This window comes from Micromonospora sp. NPDC004551, from assembly GCF_040609975.1.
In the GTDB taxonomy this organism is placed as follows: domain Bacteria; phylum Actinomycetota; class Actinomycetes; order Mycobacteriales; family Micromonosporaceae; genus Micromonospora.
Genome location: NZ_JBEXLM010000020.1, coordinates 20,527 through 36,452 on the forward strand (window position 1 = coordinate 20,527; position 15,926 = coordinate 36,452).

17 protein-coding genes are annotated in these 15,926 nt (G+C 74.8%); 10 read left to right on the forward strand and 7 right to left on the reverse strand.

The features are described 5' to 3' along the window. Positions 1-70 precede the first annotated feature (70 nt). The 6 genes from ABZW14_RS22390 to ABZW14_RS22415 are packed head-to-tail and all read left to right on the forward strand — an operon-like array spanning position 71 to position 7,124. The gene (locus ABZW14_RS22390) at positions 71-1,144 is read left to right on the forward strand and encodes an ABC transporter ATP-binding protein (RefSeq protein ID WP_355349669.1); all 1,074 of its coding nucleotides are present in this window, start codon (positions 71-73) and stop codon (positions 1,142-1,144) included. Next, positions 1,141-2,925, forward strand: coding sequence for an iron ABC transporter permease (locus tag ABZW14_RS22395; protein WP_355349672.1), 1,785 nt, complete (start codon positions 1,141-1,143; stop codon positions 2,923-2,925). The genes ABZW14_RS22390 and ABZW14_RS22395 overlap by 4 nt, the downstream gene beginning before the upstream one ends. After that, complete coding sequence (locus ABZW14_RS22400; protein ID WP_355349675.1) at positions 2,922-3,743, forward strand: creatininase family protein; 822 nt, start codon at positions 2,922-2,924, stop codon at positions 3,741-3,743. Before ABZW14_RS22395 ends, ABZW14_RS22400 begins: the two co-directional genes overlap by 4 nt. Continuing rightward, complete coding sequence (locus ABZW14_RS22405; protein WP_355349678.1) at positions 3,740-4,693, forward strand: amidohydrolase family protein; 954 nt, start codon at positions 3,740-3,742, stop codon at positions 4,691-4,693. The genes ABZW14_RS22400 and ABZW14_RS22405 overlap by 4 nt, the downstream gene beginning before the upstream one ends. Positions 4,694-4,749: 56 nt before the next feature. Beyond that, on the forward strand, positions 4,750-6,207 hold the full coding sequence (locus ABZW14_RS22410) for a lyase family protein (protein WP_355349681.1): 1,458 nt from the start codon (positions 4,750-4,752) through the stop codon (positions 6,205-6,207). A 23-nt stretch (positions 6,208-6,230) separates the two neighbouring features. After that, entirely contained in the window at positions 6,231-7,124 is an 894-nt protein-coding gene (locus tag ABZW14_RS22415) for an ROK family protein (RefSeq protein ID WP_355349684.1), read from the forward strand. Positions 7,125-7,194: 70 nt separating this feature from the next. Here ABZW14_RS22415 and ABZW14_RS22420 read toward each other — a convergent pair whose 3' ends face one another. Then, complete coding sequence (locus ABZW14_RS22420) at positions 7,195-7,905, reverse strand: class I SAM-dependent methyltransferase (RefSeq protein ID WP_355349687.1); 711 nt, start codon at positions 7,903-7,905, stop codon at positions 7,195-7,197. Positions 7,906-8,021: 116 nt separating this feature from the next. Between ABZW14_RS22420 and ABZW14_RS22425 the strand changes: the two genes are divergently transcribed. Then, a complete protein-coding gene (locus ABZW14_RS22425; protein WP_254337909.1) occupies positions 8,022-8,243 on the forward strand; it encodes a hypothetical protein in 222 nt (73 codons plus the stop codon). 58 nt (positions 8,244-8,301) lie between these two features. On the opposite strand, the gene fabF is transcribed toward ABZW14_RS22425, so the two are convergent. The 5 genes from fabF to ABZW14_RS22450 all read right to left on the reverse strand — a co-directional run bounded on the left by fabF (position 8,302) and on the right by ABZW14_RS22450 (position 13,132). Continuing rightward, the gene (gene fabF, locus ABZW14_RS22430) at positions 8,302-9,528 is read right to left on the reverse strand and encodes a beta-ketoacyl-ACP synthase II (protein ID WP_355349690.1); all 1,227 of its coding nucleotides are present in this window, start codon (positions 9,526-9,528) and stop codon (positions 8,302-8,304) included. A 2-nt stretch (positions 9,529-9,530) separates the two neighbouring features. Beyond that, complete coding sequence (locus ABZW14_RS22435) at positions 9,531-9,770, reverse strand: acyl carrier protein (RefSeq protein WP_089013151.1); 240 nt, start codon at positions 9,768-9,770, stop codon at positions 9,531-9,533. Between the two features lie 85 nt (positions 9,771-9,855). Continuing rightward, the gene (locus tag ABZW14_RS22440) at positions 9,856-10,800 is read right to left on the reverse strand and encodes a beta-ketoacyl-ACP synthase III (protein WP_355349693.1); all 945 of its coding nucleotides are present in this window, start codon (positions 10,798-10,800) and stop codon (positions 9,856-9,858) included. Positions 10,801-10,858: 58 nt separating this feature from the next. After that, positions 10,859-11,788, reverse strand: a complete 930-nt coding sequence (locus ABZW14_RS22445) for an ACP S-malonyltransferase (protein ID WP_355349696.1) — start codon at positions 11,786-11,788, stop codon at positions 10,859-10,861. 78 nt (positions 11,789-11,866) lie between these two features. Beyond that, complete coding sequence (locus ABZW14_RS22450) at positions 11,867-13,132, reverse strand: helix-turn-helix domain-containing protein (RefSeq protein WP_355349699.1); 1,266 nt, start codon at positions 13,130-13,132, stop codon at positions 11,867-11,869. Positions 13,133-13,223: 91 nt separating this feature from the next. On the opposite strand from ABZW14_RS22450, the gene ABZW14_RS22455 reads away from it, so the two are divergent. The 3 genes from ABZW14_RS22455 (at position 13,224) to ABZW14_RS22465 (ending at position 15,191) form a co-directional block, all read left to right on the forward strand. Continuing rightward, complete coding sequence (locus tag ABZW14_RS22455; protein ID WP_355349702.1) at positions 13,224-13,769, forward strand: phosphoribosyltransferase family protein; 546 nt, start codon at positions 13,224-13,226, stop codon at positions 13,767-13,769. A 129-nt stretch (positions 13,770-13,898) separates the two neighbouring features. Continuing rightward, complete coding sequence (locus ABZW14_RS22460; RefSeq protein ID WP_355349704.1) at positions 13,899-14,228, forward strand: hypothetical protein; 330 nt, start codon at positions 13,899-13,901, stop codon at positions 14,226-14,228. A gap of 36 nt (positions 14,229-14,264) precedes the next feature. After that, positions 14,265-15,191 carry an NADP-dependent oxidoreductase gene (locus ABZW14_RS22465; protein ID WP_355349707.1) on the forward strand — a complete coding sequence of 309 codons (927 nt, stop codon included), beginning with the start codon at positions 14,265-14,267 and terminating at the stop codon, positions 15,189-15,191. A 10-nt stretch (positions 15,192-15,201) separates the two neighbouring features. On the opposite strand, the gene ABZW14_RS22470 is transcribed toward ABZW14_RS22465, so the two are convergent. Beyond that, the gene (locus ABZW14_RS22470; protein ID WP_355349710.1) at positions 15,202-15,864 is read right to left on the reverse strand and encodes a hypothetical protein; all 663 of its coding nucleotides are present in this window, start codon (positions 15,862-15,864) and stop codon (positions 15,202-15,204) included. Positions 15,865-15,926 lie beyond the last annotated feature (62 nt).

Genomic DNA, 15,926 nt, shown 5'->3' on the forward strand with positions numbered 1-15,926 from the left:
GCACCGCCAGACCGGGTCTGGCCCCACCCACCACCGGTCGGACCCGGTACCGGACGCAAGGAGAGACATCATGATCGATGTCACGCTGGAGTCGGTGAGCAAGCGCTTCGCGCGCACCGGCGACACCGCGGCCGTCGACGACGTCGACATCAGGATCGCCGCCGGCGAGTTCTTCACCCTGCTCGGCCCGAGCGGCTGCGGCAAGACCACGACCTTGCGCATGGTCGCCGGCTTCTACTTCCCCACCTCCGGCCGGATCCGCTTCGGCCAGGAGGACGTCACCAACCGGCCGCCGAACAAGCGCGACACCGGCATGGTGTTCCAGAACTACGCGCTCTTCCCGCACATGACCGTGGCGCAGAACGTCGCCTACGGCCTGAAGATCCGCAAGGTCGGCCGGGCCGAGTCGAAGCGGCGGGTCGAGGAGGCGCTGGGCCAGGTGCACCTGGCCGGCTACGGCGAGCGCCGGATCGACCAGCTCTCCGGCGGCCAGCAGCAGCGTGTCGCGCTGGCCCGGGCCCTGGTCATCCGGCCGCGCACCCTGCTGCTCGACGAGCCGCTGTCGAACCTCGACGCCAAGCTGCGCGAGGAGACCCGGGTCGAGATCCGCCGGATCCAGAAGGAGAGCGGCACCACCGCCATCTACGTCACGCACGACCAGGCCGAGGCGATGGCGATGTCCGACCGGATCGCCGTCATGGAGTCCGGCCGGGTCCAGCAGATCGGCGCGCCGCAGGAGATCTACCACCGGCCGGCCAACGCGTTCGTGGCCCGGTTCATCGGCCGGAGCAACGTGCTCAGCCTGCCGGTGGCCGACGCCGGGCCGGAGACCGTCACCGTGGCGCTGCCCGGCGGCGAGAAGGTGGCCGTGGCCGCGCCCGCCGACCACGGGCTGCGCGCGAGCGGCACGGCGCTGGTCTCCGTCCGGCCCGAGCACATCGGGCTGACCTCGGCCACCGAGGCCGGCGCACTCACCGGCCGGGTGACCGAGCTGGAGTTCACCGGCATGTCCACCAACCTTCTGGTCGACGTGGCGGGCGAGCCGGTGCAGGTCACCGCCATCGACGTGCCCACCGGGCTGGCCGCCGGCGACCAGGTCGGGCTGCGCCTGCCGCGGGAGCGGATGTGGGTGGTGCGCCCATGAGCACCATCCCGGCGACGCCCAACGCGGCCACCGTCCCGCCGGTCACCGAGGACCCGACGCCACCCCGGGCCCGCCGGTCCCCCCGGCTCGCCGGCGGCGCCAACTCCCGCTGGTTCCCGTACCTGCTGGTCTTCCCGCTGGCCCTGATCCTCTTCGGGTACGTGGTGCAGCCGATGTTCGCCACCTTCGCGGAGAGCGTCGGGGCGGACGGGCTGGACAACTACACCGTCTTCCTCAGCGGCGACGGGGTCGCCCGCTCCTCGCTGGTCACCTCGCTGGTGATCTCCGCGGCCAGCGTGGTGCTCTGCGGCATCGTCGGGGTGGCGATGGCGTTCCTGCTCAAGCGCTTCTCGTTCCCGGGCCGCCGGCTGATCGAGGCCATCATCCTGGTGCCGGCGGCGCTGCCGCCGCTGATCGGGGCGATCTCGTTCCAGCTGCTCTACAGCGAGACCGGCATCCTGCCGCGCGGGCTCCAGCACCTGTTCGGCACGGAGAACCCGGTGCTGCCGTTCAGCGGCATCGCGGGGGTGCTGGTGGTGCACACCTTCACCATGTACCCGTTCTTCTACCTGGCGACCTCGGCCGCGCTGGTCGGCATGGACCCGTCGGTGGAGGAGGCCGCGTACAACCTGGGCGCCGGCCGGGTCCGGGTCTGGCGCACCGTGCTGCTGCCGATGCTCACCCCGGCGCTGGTGTCCGCCTCGCTGCTGGTGTTCATGACGTCGCTGGCGTCGTACACCGCCCCGCTGCTGTTCGGGGTGGACCAGACGATGACCATGCAGATCTACATCAACCGCACCAACGGCGACCTGCCGATGGCCTCCACGTACGCCTCGGTGCTGGGCGTGGTGTCGGTGCTCTTCCTGCTCGGCATGCGCTGGTACGAGGGGCGGCGCAGCTACCGCTCCCAGTCCAAGGGCGTCGCCTCGCACCGCCGGGAGATCACCAACCCGTTCGGCCGCTGGCTCGCCCTGCTCGCCTCGGTGCTCGCCACCGTGGTGCTGCTCGCGCCGGTGGGCACGATCGCGCTGGTGGCGTTCTCCCAGGACGGCTCGTGGACGACCGAGGTGATCCCGTCGGCCTACACCACGCAGAACTTCGTCACGATCTTCTCCGACCCGGAGGCATACCGGCCGATCGTCAACTCGCTGAACATGAGCCTGATCGCCACGATCGGCTGCGTGGTGGTCGGCGTGCTCATCGCGTACGCGGTGCGCCGGCTGGACTTCCGCGGCCGCGGCCTGCTCGACGTGGCGGTCATGCTGGCCTGGGCGCTGCCCGGCACGGTGGTGGCGATCAACCTGATCTCGTCGTTCAGCACCGGCAACGCGTTCAGCTTCGGCCAGGTGCTGATCGGCACCTTCTGGATCATGCCGCTGGCGTACTTCGTGCGGTTCCTGCCCCTGGTGTTCCGCTCCAGCTCGGCGACGCTGGCGCAGCTCGACCCGTCGCTGGAGGAGGCCGCCCGCAACCTCGGCGCGTCCTGGTGGCGGGCGTTCGGCTCGGTCACCCTGCGACTGATGCTGCCGGGCGTCCTGGCCGGCGCGCTGCTCGCCTTCGTGCACGGCGTCGGCGAGTTCGTCGCCTCGGTGCTCATCTACACCTCGGAGACCGCGCCGATCTCCGTCGAGATCAACAACCGGATGTACTCGTTCGAGGTGGGCACGGCCGCCGCGTACGGCATGCTCCAGATCGTCCTGATCTTCGTGGTGATGGTGGTCTCCGGGCGGCTGGAGAGCGGCCGGAAGGCCAGCCGGGAGGCGGCGCAGTGGACGGCGTGACGGACCGTTGGCCGGCGGGTGGCGGGCTGCTCGCCGCCGCCCGGATCCCCGGCGGGGACCTCGCCGCGGTCGCCGAGGAGGCGGACTTCGCGGTGCTCCCCGTGGGCGCGGTCGAGTGGCACGGCCCGCACCTGCCGCTCGGCACCGACCTGATCCTCGCCGAGGGCTTCGCCGGGGAGAGCGCCGCAGCCGGCCCCGGGCCGCGCGGCGTGCTCTTCCCCGCCGTCGCGTACGCCGCCTGCCCGGGGCAGACCCGGCCCTGGCCGGGGACGGTCGCGATCCGGCCGGAGATCGCGGTCGGCTATCTCGCCGACGTGATCGAGGGCATCGTCGCGGCGGGCTTCCCCCGGCTGCTGGTCGTCAACGGCCACGACGCCAACATGTCCACGGTCCGGGCCGCGATGGAATGGGTCTCCGGCCGGCGCACCGCCAGCCTGCTGCTGGTCAACTGGTTCCAGCTGGTCACCCCGGCGGAGACGGCGGAGCTCTACGGCACGCCGCCGGCCCGCGGGCACGGCGGGGCGTACGAGACCTCGGGCGTGCTCGGCTTCGACCCGGGCGCGGTACGCCTCGACGCCGCCACCGACCTGCCGCCGAAGCCCAAGCTGCCGGTGGCCCACCCGTACGTGCTGGTCGAATCCCGCCCCGATCCCTGGCAGGGCTGGTCGGGACACATCTCGCTGGCCAGCGAGGAGGCCGGCCGGACGGTGCGGGCGCTCGCCGCCGAGCGGCTGCGGGAGACCGTCGCCGCCTGGTTGGCCGCCCCGCCGCCGTCCCCGCCCACCGCCGATCCGCTGCCGACCGGGGGAGAGTCATGACCGTCGACCGGGAACTGGACGTCGTCGACTTCCACCTGCACTTCCGAATCGGCTCCGACGAGACGATCCACGCCTGCGAGCAGGCCGCCGGCATGCACCCGGGGGGCGAGCACGAGCGGGCGGTACGGGCCGCCGGCTCGGCGCCGTACGCCCGGCAGTGGCGCCGGGCATGGGGCTTCCCCGACCCGGAGCCGCCCGCCGAGCGCTGGCAGGACGAGGCCGACCGCTGGGCCGGCGAGCTGCGCGCGACGGGCATCCGCAAGGCCGTCTTCGTCACCGGCGGCGGCAACGACACCCTCGCCGACGTGGTCGACCGCCACCCGGACCTGCTGCTCGGCTTCGCCCACCACGACCCGTACGGCCCGGACGCCGCGGGCGAGCTGGACCGCGCGGTGACCGAGCGCGGCCTGCGCGGGCTGAAGCTGTTCGCCCCGCTGCTGCGCGGGCCGCTGGACCACGAGGACCTCGACCCCCTGTGGGGCACGGCCCAGCGCCTCGGCGTGCCCGTCCTGATCCACATCGGGCACTACGGCAGCGCCGGTGGCCTGAGCTTCGGCCGGTACGGCGGCCCGGACGAGCTGGCCCGGATGGCCCGCCGGTTCCCGGAGCTGGCCGTGGTGGTGCCCCACTTCGGCGTGCAGCACGTGCAGGAACTCTTCTTCGCCGCCTGGGGCTGCCCCAACATCCACGTCGACACGTCCGGCTCGAACCAGTGGGTGCGCTGGATGCCGTACAGGCTGACGCTGGAGGACCTCTTCCGCCGCTGCTACGAGACGATCGGCCCGGAACGGATCGTCTTCGGCAGCGACTCGTCGTGGTTCCCGCGCGGCTACGTCACCCGCTACCTCGACCACCAGCTCCGGGTCTGCCGCGAGCTGGGAATGCCCGACGACCACCTGCGCGCGATCTTCGCCGGCAACGCCGAACGACTGCTCGGCCTGACCGACTGACCGGCCGAACCCGCAGGGCCGCCCGACCGGACGCCCGCGGACTGGAAGGAACTCCGATGAGCACACCCGCGCTGACCACCTACCAGCGGCACCACCTGGCGCCCACGTACGACCACCACGTCGCTCACCTCTACCCGGCGATGGTGCGCGCCAGCCAGGCGCACGTCGTGATGCTGACCGAGCAGGGGCTGATCCCCGCCGAGCGCGGTGCCCGGCTGCTGCGCGGGCTGGCCGACCTGCGCGCCGACACCACCCCGGCCCCGGCGTACGACGGCACCTTCGAGGACACCTACTACCTGCTGGAGAAGCGGCTCGCCGCGGCGTGCGGCATCCCGACGTCCGACCTGGACGTGCAGATGGCCCGCAGCCGCAACGACCTGGACGCCGGCGTGTTCCGGATGCTGCTGCGCGACCAGCTCCTCGGCGTGCTGGACCGGGTGCTCGCCACCGGGCGGACCGCGCTGGACGCCGCCGACCGGTACGCCGACGTGGTCATCACCGGCTACACCCACCGCCGGCCGGCCCAGCCCACCACCATCGGGCACGCCCTCGCCGGGTACGCCGAGGCGCTGGCCGGTGAGGCGGCCGCCTACGCCGACGTGATCGACCAGCTCAACATCTCGCCGCTGGGCTCCTGCGCCTTCGCCGGCACCGACCTGGAGATCGACCCGGCCCGCGTGGCGGAGCTGCTCGGCTTCGCCGGCCTGGTGACCAACTCGTACGAGGCCGTCGCGGGCGCCGACCACCTGGTCCGGGTCGGCACCCTCAACGCGCAGGCGCTGGCCACCGGGGCGCGGCTGGCCCGCACCCTGATGGACTGGCTGAGCTGGAACTGGGTCACCACCCCGGGGGACTTCACCCAGGGCAGCAGCATCATGCCGCAGAAGCGCAACCCGGTCGTGCTGGAGCACCTGGTGTCCTACGCCGGCCAGGCCGCCGCCGACGCGGCCTCCGTGCTCAACAACGTGGGCGCCGCCTGGTGGGAGGACTCCAACAACGCCACCACCGACGTGCAGGTCCGGCTGTGGGAGAGCAACGACCGGGCGGCGCGGTTCTTCGCCCTGGTCGGCGGCTTCCTCGCGGAGATCGCGCCGCTGTCCCCGCCGAGCCGGGAGGAGATCGTGGCCTCCGGCGCCACCACCACGGCGGCGGCCGACGCGCTGACCCGGCACGGCGTGCCGTTCCGGGCCGCCCACTCGGTGGTCGGCCGGCTGGTCCGGGCCGGCGCGCCGGACACCTGGACCGCCGAGGGCGTCCGGGCCGCCGCCGACGGCCTCACCGGCCCGCTCGACGACGCCGCGGTCGACGACCTCATCGCCGCCGCGGTCCGTCCGGACCTGGTGCTGAACCGGGCCCAGGCGGACGGTCCCGGCGCCGCCGCGGTCCGCGCCCAGGTGGGCACGCTCCGCGCCGCCTTCGCCGGGGTCGCCGACCGGCTGGCCGGGGTACGCGACCGGCTCGGCCGGGCCGACGCCGCGCTCGACGCCGTCGCCGCCGAGCTGGTGGCCCGGTGACCGTGCGGCTCTCGGGGCCCCGCGTGCCCGGCACGCGCGTCGACGGGCTGCTGCTCGGCATCGACTTCGGCGGCACCAAGATGGCCGTCGGGGTGGCCGACGCGCAGGGGCGGCTCCTCGCCCAACGGCGGGTCCCCACGCTCGCCGACCGGGGTGCGCCGCAGGCCCTGGAACGGGCGCTGGACCTCGCCGGGGAGCTGCTCGCCGGGGTGGGCGGGCCGCTCGTCGCCGCCGGCGTGGCGTCGCCCGGGGTGGTCCGTCCGGACGGCATCGACCTGGCCCCCAACGTGCCCGGCTGGGAGCGGCTGCGGCTGGCCGACGCCGTCCGGGACGCGCTCGACGTCACCCGGGTGGCGGTGGACAACGACCTGAACGCGGCCGCCCTGGCCGAGCTGCGGCTCGGCGCGTTGCGCGACGCCGATCCCGGCCTCGTCGTGGGGATCGGCACCGGCGTGGCGGCGGCCGTCACGGTCGGGGGCGCGGTCGTGGCCGGACACCGCGGTGCGGCCGGCGAGATCGGGTACGCCGTGGCCGGCGGCCCCTGGCCGGGCACCATGCTGGAGCTGGACTTCTCCGGCCGGGCCCTGGACCGGCTCGCCGAGGACCTCGGGTTGCCGGACGGAGCGGCCGGGCTCGCCGCCGCGGCCGAGCGCCCCGGGCCGGCGCGCGACGCGCTGGCCGCCCGCGTCGACGAGGTGGCCCGTCACCTGGTCACCTGCTGCCTGCTGCTGGATCCGCAGCGGGTGGTGCTGGTGGGCGGGGTGGCGAGCAACGCGTTGATCCGCGGGCTGCTGGTCGACCGGCTCACCGAGGTGCTGCCGCACCGGCCCGACGTGGTGCTGTCCCGGTTCGCCGACGACGCCGCGCTGCTCGGCGCGCTCACCCTGGCCCGCGAGGCGGTGCCCGCGCCCCGCTGACGGCGCCGGTGGGTGCGGGGTGAGCATCCGGTCGCCCCGGCCGCGTGCGGCCCGCCCGGCCGGGGGGACGTCAGGCCGGGCGGTGGGCCCGCAGCATCAGCGAGACGCCGGGCAGCGCCCGCACCGGCAGGTGGCGCTCGGCGGTGACGACCGTCCGCAGCCCGAGGTTGACCAGCGGGTGCGGGTCGTCCAGGTCGCTGCCGGTGGAGCGGCGCCGCCGCCAGGCCGCCACCGGGCGGAGCAGCACGTTCCAGCTCCACAGCTCGTCGACCACCAGGCCGGCCTTCTCCACCACGGCCCGCAGCCCGGCGCGGTCGTAGCGGCGCACGTGCCCGACCGCCACGTCGTGCGCCGACCAGAGCCGCATGTCGGCCGGCACCGCGATCAGGGCCGTCCCGCCGGGACTCAGCGCCCGCCGGATCTCGGCGGCCGCGAGGTGGTCCTCGTCGAAGTGCTCCAGGATGTCGAAGGCGACCACCAGGCCCAGGCCGGCCGAGGGGACCGGCAGGTGCCGGGCGTCGGCCCGGACCACGTGAAGGCCGCGCTCCCGGGCCACCCCGGCGCCCTCCGCGCTGTATTCGAGGGCGAGGGGCCGCCAGCCGTGCGCCCGCAGCACCCGGGTGTTCCCGCCGCCGGCCGCGCCGATGTCCAGCGCCCGCCCCGGGCGGGTGCCGGCCGCGGCCAGCCGGCGGAGCGCCCGGCCCAGCAGGACCCGCCGCTCCCGGTACCACCAGTGGGTGTCCTCCAGCGCGGCGAGCTTGCGGATCTCGGTCGCTTCCACGGGTGGTGCTCCTCGACGGCTCGGCGGCCCTCACCCTAACGGCCCCGGCGGGCTCGAACCGGGCCGCCGGCAAATCCGGGTGCGGCCCGGCGCGGGCGCTGGCAGGGTGGGCGCCCATGGGAGAGCGTGCGCAGGGCTTCCGCTACGACGAACGGGCCGACGGCTCCGTGGTGATCACGCACCACGGCCGGGTCGCCGGCACGCTGCGCGGCGGGCGCGCCGCGCAGTTCCTCGCAGAGGTCGGCGACGACCCGCAACTGGTGATGGCCCGGTGGACCGGCAACTACCGGCGGGGCAACGAGCGGACCGCCCGGCAGCATCCCCGCAACCGGGGCTGAGACACGGTCCGGGCCCGCGTCCTGCTGTGGACGCGGGCCCGGATCGGCTACGCGGTGCTCAGGGCCGGGTGAAGACCAGGGCCACGTTGTGCCCGCCGAAGCCGAACGCGTTGTTCAGCGCCGCGGGGATCTCCAGGTGGCGCGCCTTGTGCGCGGCCACCTCGAGGGTGAGCCCGTCGTCCGGGTCGTCCAGGTTGATCGTCGGCGGCACGACGCCGTCCCGGATGGCCAGGATGGTGGCGATCGACTCCAGCGCGCCGGCCGCGCCGAGCAGGTGCCCGGTCATCGACTTGGTGGCGGTCAGCAGCGGGTGGTCGCCCACCGCCGTGCGTAGCGCGCCGATCTCCAGCATGTCGCCGACCGGGGTCGAGGTGGCGTGCGCGTTGACGTGCCGGATGTCGGTCTTCGCGACGTCCGCGTCCGCGACCGCCTTGGCGATGGCCCGGATGGCGCCCTCGCCCTCGGCGTGCGGCTGCACGATGTCGTACGCGTCCGAGGTGATGCCGGCGCCGGCGAGGCGCGCGTAGACCCGGGCGCCGCGGGCGGCGGCGTGGTCGGCGCGCTCCAGGACCACCACGCCCGCGCCCTCACCGAGCACGAAGCCGTCGCGGCCCTTGTCCCAGGGGCGGGACGCCTTCTCCGGCTCGTCGTTGCGGGTCGACATGGCCCGCATCGAGGCGAAGCCGGCGATCGGCAGCGGGTGGATGACCGCCTCGGTGCCGCCGGCCACCACCACGTCGGCCCGGCCGGAGCGGATGATGTCCAGCCCCAGCGCGATCGCCTCCGCGCCGGTCGCGCAGGCGCTGGCCACCGAGTGCACCCCGGCCTTGGCGCCGAGTTCCAGACCGACCCAGGCGGCCGGACCGTTCGGCATCAGCATCGGCACCGTGTGCGGGGAGACCCGCCGCGGGCCGGACGCCTCCAGGATGTCGTCCTGGGCGAGCAGGGTGGTGGCGCCGCCGATGCCGGAGCCGACGCTGACCGCCAGCCGCTCCGGGTCGAGCCCGGAGTCGGCCAGGCCGGCGTCCGCCCAGGCCTGCTGCGCCGCCACGAGCGCGATCGCCTCGGACCGGTCCAGCCGACGCAGCTTGACCCGGTCCAGCACCGTCGACGGTTCGACGGCGAGCTGCGCGGCGATCCGGACGGGCAGTTGCTCGGCCCACTCCTGGGTGAGCGCACTCACCCCGGAGCGGCCGGCGAGCATGGCGTCCCAGGTCGACGCGACGTCCCCGCCGAGCGGGGTCGTCGCGCCGAGCCCGGTGACGACGACGTCGGGGCGACTCATGATCAGGACTGCGCCTCGATGTAGGTGACGGCGTCACCGACGGTCTTGAGGTTCTGCACCTCGTTGTCCGGGATCTTGACGCCGAACTTCTCCTCGGCCGCCACCACGACCTCCACCATGGAGAGCGAGTCGACGTCGAGGTCGTCGGTGAAGGACTTCCCCTCGGCCACGTCGTCCGGGTTCACCCCGGCAACCTCTTCGAGGATCTCGGCGAGGCCGGCGGTGATCTCGTCACGGGTCATTGCGGTTGGTTCCTCTCATCGGGGGTTCACTCGACGGCCGGCGACACCGGCCGTCACACCTCGGCGCTCGCGCCCGAGGGGGTCTTCAGGGGCAGCGGACGACCTGACCGGCGTAGGTCAGGCCGCCGCCGAAGCCGAACAGCAGGACCGGGGCGCCGGAGGGCACCTCGCGCCGTTCGACCATCTTCGACAGGGCCAGCGGCACGCTCGCCGCCGACGTGTTGCCGGACTCGACGATGTCCTTGGCGACGATCGCGTTCGGGATGTCGAGCCGCTTGGCGATGCCGTCGATGATCCGGGCGTTGGCCTGGTGCGGCACGAACGCGGCCAGCTCGGACGGGGCCACCCCGGCCTTCTCGCAGGCCTCCAGCGCGAGCGGGGCCAGCGCGGTGGTGGCCCAGCGGAAGACCGCCTGCCCCTCCTGCGCGATGTACGGCCGCCAGCCCTCGATCCGGACCGCGTCGCTCTTCTCCGGCACCGAGCCCCACACGACCGGGCCCACCCCGGCCGGCTCGCCCTCGGCGGTGGCGGTGACCACTGCCGCGCCGGCGCCGTCACCGAAGATGATGCAGGTCGAGCGGTCGGTCCAGTCGGTGAAGTCGGAGAGCTTCTCGGCGCCGATGACGATCGCGTTGCGCGCCGCACCGGCCCGGATGGCGTGGTCCACCGTGCCCAGCGCGTACGCGAAGCCGGAGCAGGCGGTGTTGACGTCGTACGCGGCCGGCGCGTTGATGCCCAGCTTGGCCGCGACCCGGCAGGCCACGTTCGGGCTGCGGTCCACCGAGGTGCAGGTGGCCACCACGACGAGGTCGATGTCGGCGGCGGTGAGGCCCGAGTTGGCCAGCGCCTTGCCGGCGGCGGCGGTGGCCATGTCGGCCACCGTCTCGTCCCCGGCGATCCGCCGGGTGACGATGCCGACCCGGTCCCGGATCCACTCGTCGTTGGTGTCGACCATCTGGGCGAGGTCGTCGTTGGTGACCACGCGGGAGGGCTGGTAGTGCCCCATCGCGACGATCCGGCTGCCGGCCATCAGTGATTACCTTCCGTTCGCGACTGCGGGACCCGCAGGATCGGCTCGTTCTTCGCGCTCATGCCTGCTGCCCGCTGTGCCGGGCGATCAGGTCCCGCGCGGCGGGCAGGTCGTCCGGGGTGTTCAGGGTGACGATCTCCGGCGCGCCCTCGCCCTTGAGTTCGCGCTTGACCAGGCCGGCCAGGGTGCCGGCCGGCGGAAGCTCGATGACGCCGGTGACGCCGAGGTCGGCCATCGTGCGCATGCACAGGTCCCAGCGGACCGGAGCGGTCACCTGCCGGACCAGCCGCTGCACCATCTCCCCGCCGTCCGCCACCGCGGTGCCGTCGAGGTTCGAGAGCAGGATGCGGGCCGGGTCGGCGGGGGTGATGCCGGCGGCCACCCCGGCCAGCGCGGCCTCGGCCGGGGCCATGTACGGCGTGTGGAAGGCGCCCGCCACCTTGAGCATGATGACCCGGGCCCGGGCCGGCGGCTCGGCCGCGAGCTTCTCCAGCCCGCCCAGCGCACCGGCGGCGACGATCTGGCCGGCGCCGTTGCGGTTGGCCGGGTGCAGCCCGTGCGACTCGAGGGCGGCGAGCACCTCGTCCGGGTCGCCACCGAGGACGGCGGCCATCCCGGTCGGCTCCAGCGCGCAGGCGGCGGCCATCTCCCGGCCGCGTGCGCCGGCGAGCGTCACGGCCGCCTCGGCGGGCAGCACCCCGGCGAGGGCCGCGGCGCCCAGTTCGCCGAGGCTGTGGCCGGCGACCAGCCCGACGTCCTGCATCGGGAGGTGGTCGGCGGCGAGCAGCGCGGCGGCGACGAGCAGCGGCTGGGTGCGGGCGGTGTCCTTGATCTCGTCCGCGTCCGCCTCGGTGCCCAGGTGGAGCAGGTCGACCCCGGCCAGCTCCGACCACGAGCGCAGGCGCTCCGCCGCACCCGGCAGGTCGAGCCAGGGGGTCAGGAAACCGGGCTTCTGCGAACCCTGTCCGGGTGAGAGTACGGCGAGCACGTCTACGACTGTGACGGATACTCGCGGGTCGCGCTGTAACGCACGGCACGAAACCGCACTAGAAGGTTTGGAGGATCCCTACAAAGATCGGCGCCGATCATCACCTGTCTGTGGTGTTTTGCCGGCTGCTGGGCTCAATGTCTGGCTCGGGACCGGTGCGGCGCCCGGGACCACCGGGTCGAGCCGGCCCACCGTCAGCGCCACCTGGAGGGTGAACGCGTCGCGCGGCGTGAGCGGCGAGAAGCCGGCCACCTCGGCGACCCGCTTGAGCCGGTAACGCACCGTGTTCGGGTGCACGAAGAGCGCCCGGGCCGCGCTCTCCAGGGTGCCCCCGGCGGCGAAGAACGCGTCCAACGTCTCCAGCAACTCGCCGCCGGCGCGGGCGAGCGGGGCGTACACGTCGTGGCGCAGCCGACGGCGGGCCTCGGCGTCGCCGGCCAGGGCCCGCTCGGGCAGCAGGTCGGCGGCCGAGACCGGGCGGGGCGCGGTCGGCCAGGCCGGCGCGGCCCGGAAGCCGGCCAGCGCGGCGCGCGCCGAGTCCGTCGCCTCGTCGAGGCTGGGCACGGCCGGTCCGACCACCACCGGGCCCTCCCCGAAGGCGGTGAGCAGCTTCTCCGTGGCCGCCACCGGGTCGGCCGCCCCGCCCAGCACGATGACCAGGCGGTCGCCGTGCACACCGCCGATCACCTCGACGCCGATCCGGCGGGCCTGCCGGTAGACGGTGTGCAGCACGGCGGCCACCTCACCACCGGGGGAGCGGCCCACCGCCACCGCCACCGGCGGCGCGTCCGACCAGCCCAGCGCCGCCGCCCGGCTGGCCAGCACGTCGGGCGAGTCGCCGCGCAGCAGCGCGTCCACCAGCAACGCCTGCAGCCGGGCGTCCCAGGAGCCGCGGGTCTCGGCGGCGCGGGCGTAGACCCGGGCGGCGGCGAAGGCGATCTCCCGGGAGAAGCGCAGCACCGCCTCCCGCAGCAACTGCTCCTCACCCTGCACGGCGAGGTGCGACACCTGCTCCTCGACGACCTCGATGGTCACCTTGATCAGGGCCACGGTCTGCTGGAGGGTGATCGAGCGTGCGAGGGCCTGCGGCGCGGCGGCGAAGACCTCGTCCGACACCTCCTGGGTGCTGTCGGTCGCGCCGCCGCCCTGGTGCAGCCACTGCACCAGCGACCGGACGCCGGCCTGGGCGACCAGCATGACCCAGGAGCGCTGGTCGGCCGGCAGCTCCCGGAACCAGGGCAGCGTCTCGTCCATCCGCGCCACGCTGGCCGTCGACAGCGCGCCCGCCGCCCGCTCGATGCGGCGCAGCGTCGCCGACAGCTCGGTCCCGCCCGGTTCGCTCACCGCACCAGCCTGACACGCCCTGACCAGCGGCTCCACCCCGGTGCCCGCCCGGCGGCGGGGCGACGGCCGCCGCCGGTGACAATCATCTCCCGTGACCGACACCCCGCGCGCACTCGCCGACCTCGCCCGCGACATCGACGCCACCTGCCGACTCACCGGACGCTTCGTGCTCCGTTCGGGGCGGATCGCCGACGAGTACTTCGACAAGTACCGGTTCGAGGCCGATCCGGTGCTGCTGGACCGGGTCGCCGCCGGCCTGGCCGCGCTGGTGCCGCCCGGCACCGAGGTGCTGGCCGGCCTGGAGCTGGGCGGCATCCCGGTGGTCACCGCGCTGGCCCGGTACGTCGGCCTGCCCTGTGCGTTCGTCCGCAAGACCGCCAAGGCGTACGGGACCGCCCGGCTGGCCGAGGGCGCGGACGTCGCCGGGCGGCGGGTGCTGGTCGTCGAGGACGTGGTGACCTCGGGCGGTCAGGTGGCGATCTCCACCGGCCAGCTCCGCGAGCTCGGCGCCACCGTCGAGCACGCGCTCTGCGTGATCGACCGGGGCGAGGGCGGCACGGAGGCGCTCGCCGGGCACGGTGTCGCGCTACGCGCCCTGCTCACCCGCGGCGATCTCGACGCCGCCCGCCGGGCCTGACCCGTTCCGGTCTGCCGACGATCTCCACGGGTACGCGCCGAACAGCCCGTCGGACCCGGCCAGTACGGTGTCAGAGCACGTCGGGGTGACGACCGCCCGACGGGCGAAGGCGAACGTGAGGAGACCGGGATGGCGCACGGGGAGGCCGAGCACGGCTGCGCCCAGGGCGAGCCCTGCCGGCCGGGCCACCACGACCAGCCGCCGCCCGCCAAGCACCCGCGCCGGGCGGGCCTGAGCCACCCGGAGCCGGCCACCGGCTGGGCGCCCGAGCGGGTGGACGACGAGGCGCAGGTGCCCCGCCAGCGGGCCGCCGAGCCGGTGCCCCCGGCCGGAGAGGCCGAGCCGGCCCAGGGCTGCCGCAGCGACCTGCCCGGCTGGGCGGGCGCCCACCGCCACGGGGCGGTCCGGCCGCGCAGCCGCGCGGTGCGCCGGGAGCGGCCCCCGCGCCGCTGGTGCTGACCCCGCGGCCGCCGTCCGCCCGCTAGCGTGAGCGGGGTGAAGGCGATCGCGATCGACGCGTACGGCCCGGTCGACCGGCTGACCCTGCGCGAGGTGCCCACCCCGCCGGTCGGGCCGGACACGGTCCTCGTGCGGGTGCGGACCGCCGGGGTGAACCCGGTCGACGGGAAGATCCGCGAGGGCCGCCTGGCCGCCATGCTGCCGAGCCACTTCCCGCTGGTGCCCGGCTGGGACGCGGCCGGGGTGGTCGACGCGGTCGGACCGGCGGTCGCCGGATTCGCCGTCGGTGACGAGGTGATCGGCTACGTCCGGCGCGACGACGTCCAGCACGGCACGTACGCGGAGCTGGTGCCGGCCCCGGAGCGCTGCCTGGCCGACAAGCCGGTGCAGGCGTCCTGGGCCGAGGCGGGCGGGCTGCCGCTGGCCGGGCTCACGGCCTACCAGGCGTTGCAGCTGGCCCGCACCGGCGCGGGTGACACGGTGCTGGTGCACGGCGCGTCCGGCGGGGTGGGGCACCTGGCGGTGCAGCTGGCCCGGGCGCTCGGCGCGGGGCGGGTGATCGGCACGGCGAGCGAGGCCAACCACGACTTCGTCCGGTCGCTGGGCGCGGAGCCGGTCAGCTACGGCGACGGCCTGCTGGACCGGGTCCGCGCGGTCGCGCCCGACGGGGTGGACGTGGCGCTGGACCTGTTCGGCGGCGACGCGCTGGACGTCTCCGCCGAGCTGATCGCCCGGCCGGCGCGCCTGATCTCCACGGCCGACCCGGAGCACGTCACCCGGCTCGGCGGCAGCTACGTCTTCGTGAAGCCCTCCACGGCCGACCTGAGCGTGCTGGCCGGGCTGGTCGACGCCGGCCGGCTCGCCGTGCACGTGGCCCGGACGTTCCCGCTGGCCGAGGCGGCCGAGGCGCAGCGCCTGGTGGCGGCGGGACACGTCCGGGGCAAGGTCGTGCTGGAGGTGTGAGGCCCCCGGCTCAGCGGGTGCGGCGGCGCACCAGCAGCGCGATGCCGGCGAGCCCGGCGGTGATGACCACCATCACCCCGACGTTGAGCAGCAGCAGCCGCTGGAGTTCGCCGAGCGCGGCGTCGATGTCCTCCACCGGGTCGAGCGCCTCCTCGGGGATGACCCGCTCGCCACCGCCGATGCCGCCGCTGATCGTGTCGAACTGCCGCTCCAGCGGCACCCCCACGGTGCGCAGCGTCTCGGACATGTTGAGGCGGCCGAAGAACCAGCCGGCCCGGGTCTTGCTCAGGTCGGGCTGCTTGGCCGGCCGGTAGACCCGGGGGCCGCCCTTGGCGAGCGGGTAGAGGTCGTAGGTCTTCATCGGCGTGCCGGCGACGAACAGCACGACCGTGTACCGGGGGCCGAGGTCCTTGGCCGCGGGGCCGCGCTGCTGGCCGGTGGGGCCCAGCCACTTGACCTGATCGACGACCATGTTGACCTCGGCGGGCCGGGTGTCGGCGCGCAGTTTCAACGGTTGGTCGAGCCGGTCGCCGGTGATGTCCACTCCGGCCGGTGCGAGCTTGGGTTTCGGCGCCGCCTGCGCCGGGCTCGCGCCGATGAGGGCGAGCGAGCACGCGGTCGCCACCATCATCCCGGCCACGGCTGCCAGCAGCCGCCTCACCTTCCGGACCATCGCCGCCTCCTCGCCCCGTTCGATGGGTGGCTCCGCGCTGGACCGGCCGAGGGGTGGCCGCC

Coding starts and splice junctions, on each gene's coding strand:
- ABZW14_RS22390 (WP_355349669.1), top strand. CDS start 71: ATGATCGATGTCACGCTGGAGTCGGTGAGCAAGCGCTTCGCGCGCACC.
- ABZW14_RS22395 (WP_355349672.1), top strand. CDS start 1,141: ATGAGCACCATCCCGGCGACGCCCAACGCGGCCACCGTCCCGCCGGTC.
- ABZW14_RS22405 (WP_355349678.1), top strand. CDS start 3,740: ATGACCGTCGACCGGGAACTGGACGTCGTCGACTTCCACCTGCACTTC.
- ABZW14_RS22410 (WP_355349681.1), top strand. CDS start 4,750: ATGAGCACACCCGCGCTGACCACCTACCAGCGGCACCACCTGGCGCCC.
- ABZW14_RS22425 (WP_254337909.1), top strand. CDS start 8,022: ATGGGAGAGCGTGCGCAGGGCTTCCGCTACGACGAACGGGCCGACGGC.
- fabF (WP_355349690.1), bottom strand. CDS start 9,528: ATGAGTCGCCCCGACGTCGTCGTCACCGGGCTCGGCGCGACGACCCCG.
- ABZW14_RS22435 (WP_089013151.1), bottom strand. CDS start 9,770: ATGACCCGTGACGAGATCACCGCCGGCCTCGCCGAGATCCTCGAAGAG.
- ABZW14_RS22440 (WP_355349693.1), bottom strand. CDS start 10,800: ATGGCCGGCAGCCGGATCGTCGCGATGGGGCACTACCAGCCCTCCCGC.
- ABZW14_RS22460 (WP_355349704.1), top strand. CDS start 13,899: ATGGCGCACGGGGAGGCCGAGCACGGCTGCGCCCAGGGCGAGCCCTGC.
- ABZW14_RS22470 (WP_355349710.1), bottom strand. CDS start 15,864: ATGGTCCGGAAGGTGAGGCGGCTGCTGGCAGCCGTGGCCGGGATGATG.